The organism is Tenacibaculum aquaeponti (assembly GCF_057221555.1).
Window position 1 is genome coordinate 1,434,010 of the sequence record NZ_CM170147.1, and the last position, 17,511, is coordinate 1,451,520.

Consider the following 17,511-nt stretch of genomic DNA (forward strand, 5'->3'; position numbering starts at 1 on the left):
AATATTTACATTGTAGATATTATATACACAAATATCGTTTTTATAAATAAAAATGATCCTCTTACTTTGTAACCTCTTAATTAATCGAGTAAATATGAAACTACATTTTTTTACAGGAATGTTCCTTATGTTTTTAGTCTCTTGTAATACAGCTAACGACAATAAAGAAACAACTAAAGAAGGCGGAAGTTGTCCTTTCGGATTTGGTAAAACTCCATCCACAGGCATAACCATTAAAGGAGAAGGAAAAACAACCAAAGATTGGTGGCGAAACAATTTAGACTTAACTGTTTTAAGACAAAATTCTTCATTATCAAATCCATTAGGAGACTTTGATTATAAAAAAGAATTTGAAAGCTTAGATTACTTCGCTTTAAAAGAAGACATTGCTAAAACTTTAAAAGATTCTAAAGATTGGTGGCCGGCAGATTATGGTACATACGGTGGTTTATTCATTCGTATGGCTTGGCATAGTGCTGGTACTTACAGAACTGGTGATGGAAGAGGTGGAACAAGAGAAGGTAGACAACGTTTTGCTCCACAAAACAGTTGGCCAGACAATGCTAACTTAGATAAAGCAAGAAGATTACTTTGGCCAGTAAAACAAAAATACGGTCAGAAAATTTCTTGGGCAGATTTAATGATTTTAGCAGGAAATGTTGCTTTAGAAAAATCTGGATTTAGAACTATTGGTTTTGCTGGTGGTAGAGAAGATACTTGGGAACCTCAAACAAATGTGTATTTTGGTTCTGAAACAGAATGGTTAGCTAATGATGAACGTTATAAAGACGGAGAATTAGAAAAACCTTTAGCAGCTGTTCAAATGGGATTAATTTATGTGAATCCTGAAGGACCAAATGGAAATCCAGATCCGATTGCTTCTGCAAAAGATATTCGTGTTACTTTCGGAAGAATGGGAATGAACGATGAAGAAACTGTAGCTTTAATAGCTGGTGGACATACATTAGGTAAAACTCACGGACAAGCTGGTGGTGATCATTTAGCTGCTTCTCCAGAAGGTGCAGGGATTGAAGAACAAGGTTTAGGCTGGAAAAGTAATTATAAATCTGGAAAAGGTAAAGATGCCATTACATCTGGATTAGAGGTGATTTGGACTGTAACACCAGATAAATGGAGTCAAGGATATTTCAAAACATTATTTGAAAACGAATGGGTGTTATCTAAAAGTCCAGGTGGAGCACATCAGTTTGAAGCAAAGAATTCTGTAATTAAATTTCCAGATGCATTTGATAAAACTAAATTCCACAATCCAACAATGTTAGTTACAGATGTTGCTTTAATTAAAGATCCTGTTTACGAAAAAATCTCTCGTCGTTTTTATGAAAATCCAAAGGAATTTGATGAGGCTTTTGCTCGTGCTTGGTTTAAATTAACACACAGAGATATGGGACCAAAATCAACATATTTAGGTCCGGAAATTCCAAAAGAAGATTTTGTATGGCAAGATCCTATTTCAACTGAAAATTCTTCAACGATCACAACTGCTGACCTTAACAATTTAAAATCTAAAATTGAAGCTTCTGGATTAACAACTGGCGAATTAGTTTCTACTGCTTGGGCTTCTGCTTCAACTTATAGAAATTCTGATAGACGTGGTGGTGCAAACGGAGCAAGAATTCGTTTAGAACCACAAGTTAACTGGGAATCTAATAATCCTGCTCAATTAAAAAGAGTATTAGGAGTTTATGAGAAAATTCAACAAGAATTTAATAAAGGAAATAAAAAAGTTTCTATTGCAGATTTAATTGTATTAGGTGGTAATGTTGCCATTGAAAATGCAGCAAAAAAAGCAGGAGTTACTATTAAAGTTCCTTTTACACCAGGAAGAGCTGACGCAACACAAGAGCAAACTAATGTTGAAGGAATGGCTGTTTTAGAACCAATGGCTGATGGATTTAGAAATTATCAGAAAACAGATTATACTTTATCTGCTGAACAATTATTAGTAGACAAAGCACAACTATTAACTTTATCTGCTCCAGAAATGACCGTTTTATTAGGAGGAATGAGAGCTTTAAATGCAAATTATAATGGTTCTAATATTGGAATTATGACCTCAACTCCTGGAACATTAACTAATGAATTCTTTGTGAATTTATTAAGTATGCAATACAAATGGGAAGCTACTTCAGACAAAAAAGATCTTTTCAATATTAAAGATAGAGCTACAAACGAAGTAAAGTGGACTGCCACTAGAGCTGATTTAATCTTCGGATCAAATTCAGAATTAAGAGCGATCTCTGAAGTTTATGCTAGTGAAGATGTAAAAGAGAAATTTGTAAAAGACTTTGTGAAAGCTTGGAATAAAGTAATGAATCTAGATCGATTTGACATTTAAAAAGTCTTTTTAAACGTTCATAAATAGGTGGTTTTTTAAATTATTTAAAACCACCTATTTCTTTTTAATTTTTTATAAAAAACATATCTATAGTAATTTTCAAAGAAAAGTTTAAGGATAATTAATTTCTCCTAAATCAATTATAATAAGTGTTGGCTCACTTAAATTATCTTTTCCTGAAAACCTTAACTGATCATATGATACTTTTTTTATAAACCTCTCCTCTTTACCTTTTTCGTTAATAGAAATAATTAAAATTGGAATAAAATCTCTACTCTTTTTATATAATTCAATTAATTTTTTTGATGTATATAATGATCCTAAATGAGAAATGATTGTAAAATCTATTTTCTCGTTTTTAATCGTGAAAAAATTAAAACTCCAATATTCTTCCACATTAATCTTCTCACTATATGCATGATAGAAAAATGTATTCGGCAATTTTATTTTAATTTTTGAGGTCTCTTTCGATTTGATTTTACCTACATATTTCAATTTATAAACTCCACAAGCTTGACTTTTTATTGTTTGTATTAAGCATATGATGAAAATGAAACTTAAAATATTTTTTAGCATAAAAATACTTTCTTTTTATTTTGTTTGTAATTGTTTTAAAAACTGCTGTTCTTTAATAACGTATTTCACAATAATAATTATGACAACAGTAAGAGAAAAAATACCAGAAATTAAAATGTAATTATAAAAAGCACTAGAAAATTTTTGCTTAAAGTATGGTAATAATAAATAAAAACCGAATATATATACTGCAATACAAATAGGCGTTACGATATAGTTTACTAACAATCTAGTTTTATAATACTTTTTCAAATAAATATAATATGATTTTTGAGGCATTGAAATCAATTGTTTTTCTTTACGATATAGCGAGAAAAACTCTAAAACAACTCGAAAGATAAGACTACCTATCATGAGAACTAAACCTAAATTAAAAGTATTCCATTGATAAAATGCATAATAAAAAGCGTAGGTTATTAATACTATAACCGTTAAAGACATTACTGTAATGTTAATGTATTGTCCGTTACGTTGTTTTTTTGCTTTTGCTATTATATTTTGAGGAGTAATATTTGAGCTATTATCAGCTTGAACCTCCCATAATTTATCTAAGTTATCATTTTCCATTTTTGATACATTTTAAAAGTGATTTTCTAATACGGCTCAGACGTGTTCGTAATGTTCCGTGAGCTAAACCTACAGTTTCTGCAATTGTAGCTTGTGGTATATTTTCGAGTTCTAACAATATTAGTGCTCTATTTTGTTCATTGAGTAAATCAATACAATGATACATTTGTTTAATATGTTTTTCAGTATTATTAGTGTTATCATCGTTGGTATGATCAGATAATACGTTTTCATTTATAGGAATATTTTTATTGATTTTTCGCAAATCTCCTAAACATACATTTACTGCAATGCGATATATCCAAGTATCAATAGAAGATTTACCTTTAAATGTTTTTCTATATTTCCAAACCTTTATAAAAGTTTCTTGCAACCACTCATTTGCAAGTCCTTTATTACCTGAAGCATAGCCCAAGCATAACCGATGTACTTTCGGAGCGAATTCATTATAGGTTTTGGTAAACTCTTGTTCTGTATTCATTTATTTAGATGATAAAATCATTTGTACTTGTTCTAAAAACCAAGATGGCTGATCTAGCATTATAAAATGGGCGCTATTTTCAGCTAAAATAAAATTATAGCTTTTTAATTTTTTATATTGATTCTTATACGTTTGCTTCACCATTTCTGCGCCATAAGGTTTTGAAGCTGCTATTATAGAAACCGGTATTGAAATGTTTTTTAAATCTTCTCTAAGATCTAGTTTAAGATAATCAGTATATCCGTATACATAAGTTTTTCGGTCTGCTTGTAAAATCCAATTCTTAATTTGTTCTTGAGCTGAAATTTTAAGACTCATTCCTTTTGACATTCCAGCAGCTAATTGTGCAAAAGCAGTATCGTCCATTGATAATTGCTGTTTATTATATGGGCTCTCGTACACTAAGTTTTCAGGATTAAAATTAGGAATCATTAGTGCGCCAGAAGCAGGAAGTGCATCAACAATTATAATTTTAGAAAGTTTTATTTCTTTTTGTGCAGCAAGCCAAGTAGCAATTGTACCACCTAAACTATGACCAATTATAGTCGTATTTTGTAAATCATTTTTGACTATATAATTTTTAAGCGATTGATTAACTTTTGGTAACCAAGGAAATTCAATAGGCGCTTTTCCTCCAAAACCAGCTAACGTTACAGTATGACATTCATAATTATTTTCTAGCTTGGTCACTAAAGAATTCCAAATATCTCCCGGAACTGTAAAACCAGGGATCAATATAATAGGATTCCCTTTTCCTGTGACTTTTACATGTATAGGTTTATGCTGTGCAAAAATTGATACAGAAAACACGAATGTAATACATAATAAAATAACATTTTTCATTTTTAAAAATTTTTGATTTCCCTTTAGATACAGGAATAAAAAAATGTTACATATTATTCTTGAAGTAAAATAAAAAAAGCTGTTTAACCTAGATATAATCATTAAACAGCCTTTCCATTATGAAGAATTTCTAATTTTAGCGCAAACTCTTTTTCGAATTAACAAAAAGATTTATTTAGTTACTGCTATAGGTAAAATAACTTCTATTGGTTATTTCAAAATAAAAAGATTATTAAATTATTTTAAAATTAATTTAGATATCTTTTTTTTGGAATTTTCAAAATTCACTTTGACAAAATATAACCCAGTTCCATAACTTGATAAATCAATTTGCATATCAACGTTATTATCAATCTTTTTGTAATATATTTCTTGCCCTAAAGAATTATACAAATGAATAGATTTAACTTTTTCAGGTGTATTAGATTTTATATTTACAAAATCTTTAGTTGGATTAGGATATATCGAGATATTATTTTTAAAATCAAACTCATTTGAACTTAATGTATTATCAGACATCCTATAATTATAAGTCTCTGAATATATTTTATTCCCATTGTTAGTAGCAACTAATCTATAATAATATGTTTGATTTGGTAACGGGTTATCAACAACTCCTTTTATCGAATTTGTCCTATTTCCTAAAACATAATTTGGTGATCCATCTACTGTTTCCCCAAAACTATCGGTAAGACCATATTCAAAATAAATATCTGTTAAATAGGCACCTCTACTGTTTATTAAACCTTTTAATTCTAATGAATTTGTTTGTGTTTCTTCTATTGAACCACTAACCATGATTATATCTCCTGAAAAATTAAAAACTTTTTCTTCACTGTAAATAGTTTCTCCGTTATGAGTAGCTTTTAATCTGTAATAGTAATTTAAACTTGAATCTAAATCGGTTATAGTAGTATTAATCAATGAATACCTAAAAGCATTAATTTCTGATGGATTAGCTTCAATACTATTTTCATAATCAATAGTTCCATATTCAAATACAATATCTTCTATACTTTCATTATAAGATAATAAATGTGCAGAAAATGTAACGTTTGTTCCATCTATATATGCATCATAAAGATTTATGATATATTCTGGATAGGTTGTAAAAGATTTTATTTCTCCATAAATATTTTCACCTTCATGTTGAGCTTTAATTCTGTAAAAATATTTTGTTAATGGTTGCAGATTAACTAAACTTCCAGTTATAGTTTCACTTGTCTTTCCTTTTACTGAATCTGGTATTCCAACTACTGTATTAGTTAAGTCATCAGAACTTAAACCATATTCAAATACTATATTGGTAATATCATGCTCATTAGATACTATATTACTAGATACTTCTGCTGAAACTGCAGAATAACTATCAGGAAAATTAGTATTTATTTCATAGTCGGGCAGCGTTGTAAAACTTAAAGTTTGACTATAACTAATATTTGAATTTTGTACTCCTGATAAGTTAAAATAATAAGTAGTATTAGATTTTAATTCTGATAAATCAATAGCAACATTTAAAGATTCATTAGAATTAATATTAGCTGGTGTTACTGGAATAACATTTGTATTAGAACTATTAGAGTAATATTCAAATTGAATATTAGAAACTGGTGCTCCATTAGAAGTAATATTACCTGTTAATTTAACAGAAGAATTTGAAACATTTTCAATAGAATTTATAATTAAAATAATTGTTTCATATTCAATATCACTCCTATAAATTTTACCATTGGTTCCTGCTGTATAAATTTTATCATTAACAACTTCTATCGAATTGATTTTATATTGATTTGTTACATATTCCCAACTAATCCCTCCATTCTGAGTTTTATATAATAACCCATCTTCATCTGCTACATAACCAATATTCTTTGAATAAAATTTAACTTGAGTATACCATTCATATGGAATTTTCAATTTTTCCCAATTAGTTCCTCCATCATTCGTCTTATAAATTAAACCTTGATCCCCTACAAAATAGCCATTATTTTCATCAACAAAATGAAAGTCATTGATGTCTTCTCCTTCTAGCTCAACACTTATTCTCCATGTATTACCTCCATCAATAGTTTTATATATAGCTCCGTAAGAATTGCCTTTTCTATTTCCATAACCAACTAAATCACTTGTAAACTGAATATTACCAAACAACTGATCTGAAACTTGACTCCATGTGTTACCTCCATTAGTCGTTTTCATTACTTTCTTTTGATTAAATCCTCCTGATATAAATCCTACATTATTATTTATAAAAAAGATAGACCTTAACCCTTCGTCAACATTAATATCTAATTTATCCCATGACACTCCACCATCAGTAGTTTTGAAAACATCTCCTATGCCTCCACCAATTGAATACCCTAAATTTTCACTAACAAAATATGAACCACTACAATAACTAAAATGATTAACTGAAGATATATAAGACCAATTGTCTCCAAAATCAGTTGTTTTATAGTAGTTACCACCTGACCTAACAAACCCAGTTCCACTATCAAATATTTTTAAATCACTAAAACTATTGTAATTTTCAGAATGAGAACTCCATGTGTTACCTCCATCAGTAGTTTTAATAATTCTACCTCTTTCCCCAGTTGCATAACCTATGTTATTGTCTTGAAAATAGATACTATACATTGAAGTACCTTCAAAAAATCCACTTTGAAAAAAGATTTGGTTCCATGAATTACCTCCATCATTTGTTTTGTATGTTGCACCATATTCACCAGTGGCAAAACCATTATTCTCATCTAAAAAATGAAAATCAAAAATAGTTTGGGTTCTTGTAGACATTTCTATCCAAGTTTCTCCTGCATCAGTTGTTTTGTAAATATCATCATGAGCTTGCGTTACAAAACCTACATTCTCATTTACAAAATCAATAGTATAAAAATTAGAAGGCATGGTATTACTATCATCTTTTGTAGCATACCAGTTTTGTCCTCCATCTATTGTTTTAAGAATAAAACCATTATTTGTAATAGCATGTCCAATTAAATGACTTGTAAAGAAAGTTTTATTAACTGAAGAGTTAGGAATACTAAAATTTTTCCATGTAACTCCTCCATCATCAGTACTTAATATACTATTTGATGTTGATAAGATAATATTATTATTATCGATAATACTAACAGCATTAAAATTACCATAAACTCCTGTAGATATTTCACTCCAAGATGCTCCATTATCATTAGATTTTAATACATATCCGCCACTACCAACAATATACCCTATTCCATTGTAGAAACTCATATCATTTCCACTAGAAATATTCTGTTTCTTCAACCAAGTATTTCCTGCATCTGTAGTTTCTAACAGCTCATTAGCAGTAATAATGAATCCTATATCAGGAGTTACGAACTCAACAACTTTTCCTCTATTTACTGTAGGCTTAGGATTTAACAACTCCCAATTTGTTTGAGATTGAATTTTAGAAAAACACAAAATAGTGCATAATAGAAAAAGTACTTTTTCTCTCATTTTCATAGTTTTAAAATTTATTTTTCACTTTTAAATATTGCATAGCTAATTTACATACAAGTTATATTTAACACAAATAAACTCAATGAAAAAGCTATGTTAAAATTGATTTATCAAACTCTATAAATCATTTACAATTCATACGATTGCTTCGCTATTTCAACTTCTTCATTTGTAGGAATTACTAATAATTTCACTTTAGAATTATCAGTATGAATTTCAGTAAGTTTTTTAGCTCTGATATTATTCTTCTCTGTGTCTATTTGTATTCCGAAGAACTCTAAGTCAGTACAAACTTTTTCTCTAATTAATGAAGAATTCTCTCCAATTCCTGCTGTAAATACAATAGCATCAACGCCATTCATTGCAGCAATGTATGAGCCGATGTATTTTTTAATACGATAAGTATTAATCTCTAATGCTAGTTGACAAGCTATATTTCCTTTTTCAGCTTCAGCTTCAATATCACGCAAATCACTATAACCTGTTAAACCGAACATTCCACTTTCTTTCTGTAACAAAGTATTTACTTCGTTTATATCGTAACCTAAAGTATTTACCAAATAGAAAATTAAAGTATGATCAATATCTCCACTTCGTGTTCCCATGACTAAACCTGTAACCGGACCAAAACCTAAACTATGATCGATACTTTTTCCGTTTTCTACTGCAGAAATACTACAACCATTTCCTAAATGAACTGTGATTAATTTAGAATTTGATGTTTGTAAATATGCATTAGCTTTTTCTGAAACATATTTATGACTTGTTCCATGAAAACCATACAAACGAATTTTATTGTCTGTTAAAAACTGCTTTGGAATTGCATACGTGAATGCTTTTTCTGGAATAGTTTGATGAAAAGCTGTATCAAAAACTGCAACTTGTTTTGCTTTCGTAAAAATTGCTTCAGCAACATTAATTCCTTCTAGATTTGCAGGATTATGCTGAGGAGCTAAAGAAAATAAGTTTTCTATTTCTTTTTTTACTTCTAGAGTTACTTCAGTAGTTTTAGTAAAGGAACTTCCTCCATGTACAACTCTATGACCAACAACTTCAATTTCATCTGTAGAAGAAATCACACCTACGTTAGCATCTAGCAATAACGAAACTACTTTCTCTAAACCAACTTTATGATTTTCAATTTTTATCGTTTCTTTAATTGAATTCTCTTCAGATTCGTAATGAACTGCTCCTTCTTCTAATCCTATTCTTTCAATTAATCCTGAACAAATTACTTTTTCTTCCGGCATATCAAAAAGTTGATACTTAATTGATGAACTTCCTGAATTGATAACTAATACTTTCATGTGCTGTTTTTAATCTATTCTTGAGCTTGTATCGCTGTTAGGATAATTGTGTTATAAATATCTTCGATTGTACATCCTCTACTTAAATCGTTAACTGGTTTATTTAAACCCTGTAACATTGGTCCGATTGCCAAAGCTCCAGTTTCACGTTGGACTGCTTTGTATGTATTATTTCCTGTATTTAAATCTGGAAAAATTAGTACGTTTGCTTGTCCCGCTACTTCAGAATTTGGTAATTTCTTCTTTCCAACGGTAGGATCTACAGCTGCATCATATTGAATTGGACCTTCTACTTTTAAATCTGGTCGCTTACGCTTTACAATTTCTGTAGCCTCTCTAACGGTATCAACATCTTCTCCTTTTCCTGAACTTCCTGAAGAATATGAAAGCATTGCTATTTTCGGGTCAATTCCAAAAGCTATACTTGAATCTGCTGATGAAATTGCTATTTCTGCTAACTGTTCTGAAGTTGGATTCGGATTAATAGCACAGTCTCCAAATACAGAAACACGATCTTCTAAACACATAAAGAAAATTGAAGATACTACAGAAAAACCTGGTTTAGTTTTTACGAACTGTAACGATGGTTTAATTGTATGCTGTGTCGTGTGAGCAGCTCCAGAAACCATTCCGTCTGCTAAACCTTTATACACCATCATTGTTCCGAAATAAGAAACATCAGCCATTAAATCTTCTGCCATAGCCGGACTTAAGCCTTTGTGTTTTCTTAATTCGTATAGTGTACTTGCAAAATCATCGAAATATTCTGAAGTACTTGGATTTATAATTTGTGTTTTATCAAAATCAAAAGAAAGTTGTAAACGCTTTACAGCTGCTTCTACATTAACTCGTTTTCCTAAAATGGTTAAATCAACAATATCTAATTTTTGTAACTGTGCAGCTGCTGTTAAAATTCTATCATCATTTCCTTCTGGTAAAACAATATGTTTTTTAACTTGCTTAGCTCTTTTGAATAAATTGTATTGGAACATTCTTGGTGTTAATACATTTGTTCCTTTGTAAGTGATTAATTTATCACTTAATGCTTCTACATCAACATACTTTTCAAAAGTATTAATCGATAATTTAATCTTGTTTTTATTTTCTGCATAGATGTGAGAACGAACTGCTCCTAATCTAGATGCAATTCCAAAAGTTCCTCCTTTTACTTTCAAAATCGGAACAATTCTCTCTAAACCTGTAATTAATTCTATTACTGATGGACTTAATTCTATATCTCCTGTAAGAATAATTCCTGAGATTGACGGATATCTATTTGAAATATTTGCTTGTAATGTACCTAATAAAATATCGGAACGATCTGAAGGTGTAATTACAACACATTCATCTGTTAAGTGATTTAAAAAGTGAGCCAATTGCATTGCTCCTACTTTTATTTCACCAGTTGTAGCATCTAACAATTCTTCACCGAAAACAACTTCTGCATCTAATGCTTTTGAAATTTCGTAAATCGTTGGATTATTTAATTTACTATTGATTGGAATCGCGTTAATTAATAACGATTTAGGTAAGTTTTCTCCTATTCCTTCAATAATTAAATCTACATTTTTCTCTTGAACTTTATTAGCAATTACTGCAATTACTTCTACTTCTTTATTACTGAAAGAATCGTAAGTTAATCGTAAACCTTGAATAAATTCTTCTAGTGATTTATCTATTCCACCAGAAACTATGATTACAGGAATTCCTAGGTTTTTAGCGATTAATACATTTAAATCCATTTCTATTATCGCACCGTGATCTGAAAAATCAGTTCCTTCTACAATAACGAAGTCATTTTTTTCTTCTAGTTTTTTATACTTGCGAAGAATTAAATTAATGACTTCATCTTCTTTATCATCATTTAATAAATCTAATAACTCAGATCTTGTGAAAGCGTAGGTATCTTCATAATCACATTTTAAATTGAAATAATTAACAATTGTATTTACATGATTATCTTTTTTACCATCGACAGGATTATCAATTATCGGACGAAAATATCCGACCTTAGGTTTATTGCGCAACAACAGTTGCATTAAACCTAAACTTAGCATCGATTTTCCTGAATTCGCTCCACTTGCAGCGATATAAATAGCTTTATTCATATTCTAATTTTGGGCAAAATTAGTCTAAATTTAATAAAGCAAGCTGTTAAATGTCAGCTTTTATCCTTCGATATGTATTTCAGCAAAGTTCTTTGGAATCATTAATGTATTTGGTTTTGTTTTACTCAATACCTTTTTCAAATCTATATCTACATTATCGATTTCTACTTCTTTAATTTCAAAAGGTAAACCAATAATTTCGAACTCCATAGTTTCATATTCCGTAACAAAAGTTCCATCTACATGCTGTTGAATAATTACTTCATTCTCTTTACCTGTAAATGTAAATGTTCGTAAACTATAACGCCCTTTAGTGTAATCGTAACCATCTTGAGCATCTTCGTAAACTTTAGAAACTTCTTTTTCTCCTAGTTTAAAATACACTTCAAGTTTTAGTTCATCTATAGTTTTTTCACCAACATATTGTTGCACTGGATATTTTGGAATTATAGCGCCTTCTTTGATAAAAATTGGAATAATATCTAAATCGGCATCAACCCATTTTTCTAATCCACCAGTAACATATTCTCTAGTCCAGTAATTATACCAATGCCCACGAGGAATATACATTCTTCTTCCCTTAGCATTTGGCTCTTGAATAGGACAAACTAAAATTTGATTTCCAAAAACGAATTCATCAGTTCTATAATGTGTCTGTGGATCATACTGATCGAATAACACCAATGACTTTAACATTGGAATTCCGAACTCAGCATACTCCCAAAACATAGTATATAAATATGGTAATAGTTGGTATCGTAATTCTACATATTTACGAGTAACATCAATCACTTCTTCACCAAAAGTCCAAGGTTCTTGATTTCCATGGTCTCCTGAAGAGTGTGTTCTACAAAACGGATGGAAAACTCCTAATTGAATCCAACGTGCATATAATTCTCCTGTTGGATGCTCAGCAAAACCACCAATATCACTTCCTGTGAACGACATACCACTCATACTCATTCGTTGTGCTTGAATATTGGCAATCCATAAATGTTCCCAAGTAGCGATATTATCTCCTGTCCAAGAAGAAGTAAAACGTTGTGCACCAGAATAAGCAGAACGTGTTATGATAAACGGACGTTTTGGATATGCATATTTTTTTACACCTTCGTAGGTTGCTCGAGCCATTTGTGTTCCGTAAATATTGTGTGCTTTTCTATGGCTACAATGATTTCCATCGTAATTATGACGAACATCATTCGGGAATGTTTTTCCTGGAACTTCCATTACTGCTGGTTCGTTCATATCATTCCAAACACCTTTTACTCCGATTTCATCAATTAATTCTTTAAAAAGTCCTGCCCACCAAGTTCTTACTTTCGGATTTGTAAAATCTGGAAAGAAACATTCTCCTGGCCAAACTTTACCTCGCATATAAGGACCATCTGCTCGTTTACAGAAATAATCATTTTTCATGGCCTCTTTATATACCCAATAATCGTCATCAATTTTAATTCCTGGATCTATAATTACAATCGTTTTAAATCCGTCTTCTGCAAGTTCAGTAACCATACGTTTCGGATCTGGAAAATATTCTCTGTTCCAAGTAAAACATCTGAAACCATCCATATAATCGATATCTAAATAAATACCATCACATGGAATTCTTAACTCTCTGAATTTACTAGTAACTTCTTTAACTTTTGCTTCTGGATAATAACTCCATTTACATTGATGATATCCTAAAGCCCATAAGGGTGGTAATTCTGGTTTTCCTGTTAAATCTGTATAACGAGTAATGACATCTTGCATATCTGGTCCATAAAAGAAATAATAATTCATTTCTCCTCCATGTGCCCAAAAGCTAGTTACATTTCTACGTTCGTGACAAAAGTCAAAAAATGTTTTGAACGTGTTGTCGAAGAAAATTCCATACGCCCTTTCTTCGTACATTCCTAAATAAAAAGGAACACTTTTGTATAGCGGATCTTGGTCTTTACCAAAAGCATATTGATCTGTTGCCCAATTTTCAATTCTTTTTCCTTTCAAGTTTAAATGCATGGGTTTATCTCCTAAACCATAATAACATTCTCCTTGTGGAGCAGATTTACTCATTTTTACAATATTTCCACCATACTCATAGCTTTGTTCCCAATGGAAACCCCAATCATCTTTACAGATTACGTTTCCATGAATATCGTATATTGATGTATTTAAACTTTCTTTATCTATCTGAATAATTACCTTGATGGTAATAATTTTATAACAAGTATCGTGTTCTTCAACTTCTAATTTACTGTAACCTCTAACCGCATCTTCACTAATTGCATAAGAGAAATCATTCTCGAAATTATTATCTGTAGCATATCTAAACCGAATTACACTTCCACGAATTACGGTAACTTGAAGTATTACTCCGTTTTCTGTTTTGAAGTAGATTTTGTCTACATCTTGAGAGAATGAATTTATTTTTCCGGGGAAAAGATTTCCTTTGTTTTCTAATTCTGTATTAATAATCATAATACTTCAATTTTGATGGGTTGTACTTGTATTCTGTTATAAAAAAACGACTTATACCTGAATTAAAGAACTTATCGTATTACTTTTTTCACGAAATCGATTGATTAAAATTAGGCTTCAATTTTAAAAATTACAGTCGCTAATGGAGGAACTGTAATTTCGCAAGAATGCTCTCTGCTATTCCAATTTAATTGCTCGATTTTTATACTTTTTTTGTTGGAAATACCACTACCTCCATATTTTTTATAATCACTATTAAAAACTTGAACTAGTTTTCCTTTTTTAGGTAATCCAATTCTATAATTTTCTCTAGGAATAGGAGTCATATTACATACTGTAATTAAAATATCCTCAGCTGACTTTCCTTTTCTGATATAACTTAAAACTGAATTTTCGTGATCGTCGTGTGCTATCCATTCAAAGCCATCATGTTCAAACTGCTTTTCATGTAAAGCCGGATATTTTTTATATAGAATATTTAAATCTCGAACTAAATCTTGCGCTCCTTTATGAAAATCGTATTCTAATATATACCAATCTAAACTTCCTTCGAAATTCCATTCTGTATGCTGACCAAATTCTCCACCCATAAATAACAATTTACTTCCTGGATGTGTGTACATGTAACTATACAGTAATCTTAGATTTGCAAACTTTTGCCATTCATCACCTGGCATTCTACCAATTATACTTTGTTTTCCATAAACAACTTCATCGTGAGACAATGGCAACATAAAGTTTTCAGTAAAAGCATAAGTCATACTAAACGTTAAATCGTTTTGATGATGTTTTCTATAGATTGGTTCTTTTTTGAAATATTTAAGTGAATCGTGCATCCATCCCATCATCCATTTCATACCAAAACCTAATCCGCCAAGATATGTTGGTCTTGATATTTTTGGAAATGCGGTAGATTCTTCAGCAATCGTTTGTACATCTGGAAAACTAGCATAAACTTCTTCATTCAATTCTTTTAAAAAATCTATGGCTTCTAAATATTCGTTTCCACCAAACATATTAGGTTCCCATTCTCCATAATTTCTAGAATAATCTAAGAAAATCATAGAGGCAACAGCATCTACGCGTAAACCATCTACATGGTATTGATCTAACCAAAAGATAGCATTACTAATCAAGAAACTTTTGACTTCGTTTCTTCCGTAATTGAAAATTAAACTTTTCCAATCAGGGTGATATCCTTTTCTTCGATCTGGATGTTCATATAAATGAGAACCATCGAAAAAACCTAATCCGTGATCATCTTCTGGAAAATGCGAAGGAACCCAATCTAAAATTACACCAATATCATTCTGATGAAATTTATCTATTAGAAACTTAAAATCTTCTGGATAACCGAATCGTGAAGTTGGCGCAAAATATCCAGTGATTTGATATCCCCATGAAGGATCGTATGGATATTCCATAACAGGCATTAACTCGACATGCGTAAATTGCATTTCTTTCACGTAGTTTACTAATTCATCGGCCAATTCTACATAAGATAATGATCTATTATTATCGTTAAACTTTTTTTTCCAAGAACCTAAATGAACTTCATAAACAGAATATGGAGCGTTGACTGCGTTATGCTTTTTTCTTTTCTTCATCCATTTGGTATCCTCCCATGTATAAGGATTATCCCAAACTACTGAAGCGGTTTTAGGTGGATGTTCGCATCTTCTAGCATAAGGATCTGCTTTCTCTGTAACAATTCCATCGTTATGAGAATGGATTTTATACTTATATAAATTCCCTTTTCCAACTTTAGGTATAAAACCTTCCCAAATACCAGAAGCATCCCAACGAACATTTAAAACATATTCTTGATCTGTCCAGTAATTAAAATCTCCAACTACTGAAACAGATTTAGCCGATGGAGCCCAAACAGCAAAATATGTTCCTTCTACTCCATCTACTTCGATAATATGAGAACCTAATTTCTCATACAATCGGAAATGTTTACCTACTTTAAATAAATTGATATCAAAATCTGAAAATAAACTATACGCTATAACTTTACTCATAAAATATGATGTCCTAAAACTTATTATAATTTAAATCCGTGAGGGATTACAGCTCTTCTACGAATCACTACAATTCCATCTTTAATTACATAAGCATCTTCTGTTACATCTTTAAGATGTTTTCCTCCTTTTATTACTACGTTATTTCCAATTCTAGCATCTTTATCAATAATTGCATTTTCAATTGTACAATTATCACCTACTCCAATGTATGGAATACCTTCTTTTTTATCTTTCTCTATTTCTTCAATATCTTGATAAAGGTTAGCTCCAATCATATAGGTATTATTAATTTCACTTCCTTTTCCTATTCTTGAACGGATTCCTATTACAGAATTTTCAATTGTATTTGCGTTAATAATACAACCATCAGCAATCATGGCTTTATTCAATCTGGTTCCATAAATTTTAGACGGTGGTAATATTCTCGGGCGAGTTAATACGTTTTTTGAAGTATTAAATAAATCAAATTTTGGAACTTCATCTGTAAGTCCAATATTCGCTTCAAAGAAAGAAGCAATCGTTCCAATATCTGTCCAATATCCTTTATATTGATATGCTAATACTGTATTTTTTCCTATTGAGTCTGGAATAATTTCTTTTCCAAAATCAATTGTATCTTGATTAGACATTAACTCTACTAATAAATCTCTATTGAAAATATAAATTCCCATAGAAGCTAAATAATATCTGTCTTCATTCTTCATTTCTTCATCTACTTCAGATTCCCAACCTGGAAGTGCATCTGCTGAAGGTTTCTCTACGAATGAAGTTATATAATCTTCTTCATCTGTTTTTAAGATACCAAAACCAGTAGCATCTTTAGCATTAACAGGTAAAGTTGCTATACTAATTTCTGCTTTCTTACTGATATGTTTTTCTAACATATCATCGAAATCCATTTGATATAATTGATCTCCAGATAAAATTAATACATATTCAAATTCATGATTTAAAATATGATGCATTGATTGACGTACAGCATCTGCTGTACCTTGGAACCAAGTTTTATTTTCTGGAGTTTGCTCTGCAGCCATTATATCAACAAAAGCCTCGCTAAAAGTGCTAAAAGTATAAGTGTTTTTAATATGTCTGTTTAATGAAGCAGAATTAAACTGAGTAAGAACAAACATTCTCTTAATATCACAATGTAGGCAATTGGATATTGGAATATCTACTAATCTATATTTTCCAGCTATTGATACTGCTGGTTTTGAACGTCTGTCTGTAAGAGGAGATAATCTGGTTCCTTGTCCTCCTCCTAAAATAATTGCGAGAACTTTTTTGTTAATCATGTAGG

General features: G+C 30.6%; 11 protein-coding genes. 1 reads left to right on the forward strand and 10 read right to left on the reverse strand.

The window, feature by feature from the left end; genetic code table 11:
- Positions 1-94: 94 nt before the first annotated feature.
- On the forward strand, positions 95-2,359 hold the full coding sequence (gene katG, locus AC2TEO_RS06215; protein WP_442267280.1) for a catalase/peroxidase HPI: 2,265 nt from the start codon (positions 95-97) through the stop codon (positions 2,357-2,359).
- A 111-nt stretch (positions 2,360-2,470) separates the two neighbouring features.
- On the opposite strand, the gene AC2TEO_RS06220 is transcribed toward katG, so the two are convergent.
- The 10 genes from AC2TEO_RS06220 to AC2TEO_RS06265 form a co-directional block, all read right to left on the reverse strand.
- On the reverse strand, positions 2,471-2,935 hold the full coding sequence (locus AC2TEO_RS06220) for a hypothetical protein (protein WP_442267281.1): 465 nt from the start codon (positions 2,933-2,935) through the stop codon (positions 2,471-2,473).
- A 15-nt stretch (positions 2,936-2,950) separates the two neighbouring features.
- Positions 2,951-3,502, reverse strand: coding sequence for a hypothetical protein (locus AC2TEO_RS06225; RefSeq protein WP_442267282.1), 552 nt, complete (start codon positions 3,500-3,502; stop codon positions 2,951-2,953).
- Complete coding sequence (locus tag AC2TEO_RS06230) at positions 3,492-3,983, reverse strand: RNA polymerase sigma factor (RefSeq protein WP_442267283.1); 492 nt, start codon at positions 3,981-3,983, stop codon at positions 3,492-3,494. Before AC2TEO_RS06230 ends, AC2TEO_RS06225 begins: the two co-directional genes overlap by 11 nt.
- Positions 3,984-4,826 carry an alpha/beta fold hydrolase gene (locus tag AC2TEO_RS06235; protein WP_442267284.1) on the reverse strand — a complete coding sequence of 281 codons (843 nt, stop codon included), beginning with the start codon at positions 4,824-4,826 and terminating at the stop codon, positions 3,984-3,986.
- Positions 4,827-5,063: 237 nt separating this feature from the next.
- On the reverse strand, positions 5,064-8,312 hold the full coding sequence (locus tag AC2TEO_RS06240) for a YCF48-related protein (protein WP_484730882.1): 3,249 nt from the start codon (positions 8,310-8,312) through the stop codon (positions 5,064-5,066).
- A gap of 125 nt (positions 8,313-8,437) precedes the next feature.
- Entirely contained in the window at positions 8,438-9,616 is a 1,179-nt protein-coding gene (locus AC2TEO_RS06245; RefSeq protein ID WP_442267286.1) for an acetate/propionate family kinase, read from the reverse strand.
- Positions 9,617-9,630: 14 nt separating this feature from the next.
- Positions 9,631-11,724 carry a phosphate acetyltransferase gene (gene pta, locus AC2TEO_RS06250; RefSeq protein ID WP_442267287.1) on the reverse strand — a complete coding sequence of 698 codons (2,094 nt, stop codon included), beginning with the start codon at positions 11,722-11,724 and terminating at the stop codon, positions 9,631-9,633.
- A 60-nt stretch (positions 11,725-11,784) separates the two neighbouring features.
- On the reverse strand, positions 11,785-14,187 hold the full coding sequence (locus tag AC2TEO_RS06255; RefSeq protein ID WP_442267288.1) for a glycoside hydrolase family 31 protein: 2,403 nt from the start codon (positions 14,185-14,187) through the stop codon (positions 11,785-11,787).
- Between the two features lie 110 nt (positions 14,188-14,297).
- Positions 14,298-16,211 carry a 1,4-alpha-glucan branching protein GlgB gene (gene glgB, locus AC2TEO_RS06260; RefSeq protein WP_442267289.1) on the reverse strand — a complete coding sequence of 638 codons (1,914 nt, stop codon included), beginning with the start codon at positions 16,209-16,211 and terminating at the stop codon, positions 14,298-14,300.
- Between the two features lie 23 nt (positions 16,212-16,234).
- Positions 16,235-17,506 (reverse strand): glucose-1-phosphate adenylyltransferase, encoded by a 1,272-nt coding sequence (locus tag AC2TEO_RS06265; RefSeq protein WP_442267290.1) that lies wholly within the window; start codon positions 17,504-17,506, stop codon positions 16,235-16,237.
- Between the last annotated feature and the right edge of the window lie 5 nt (positions 17,507-17,511).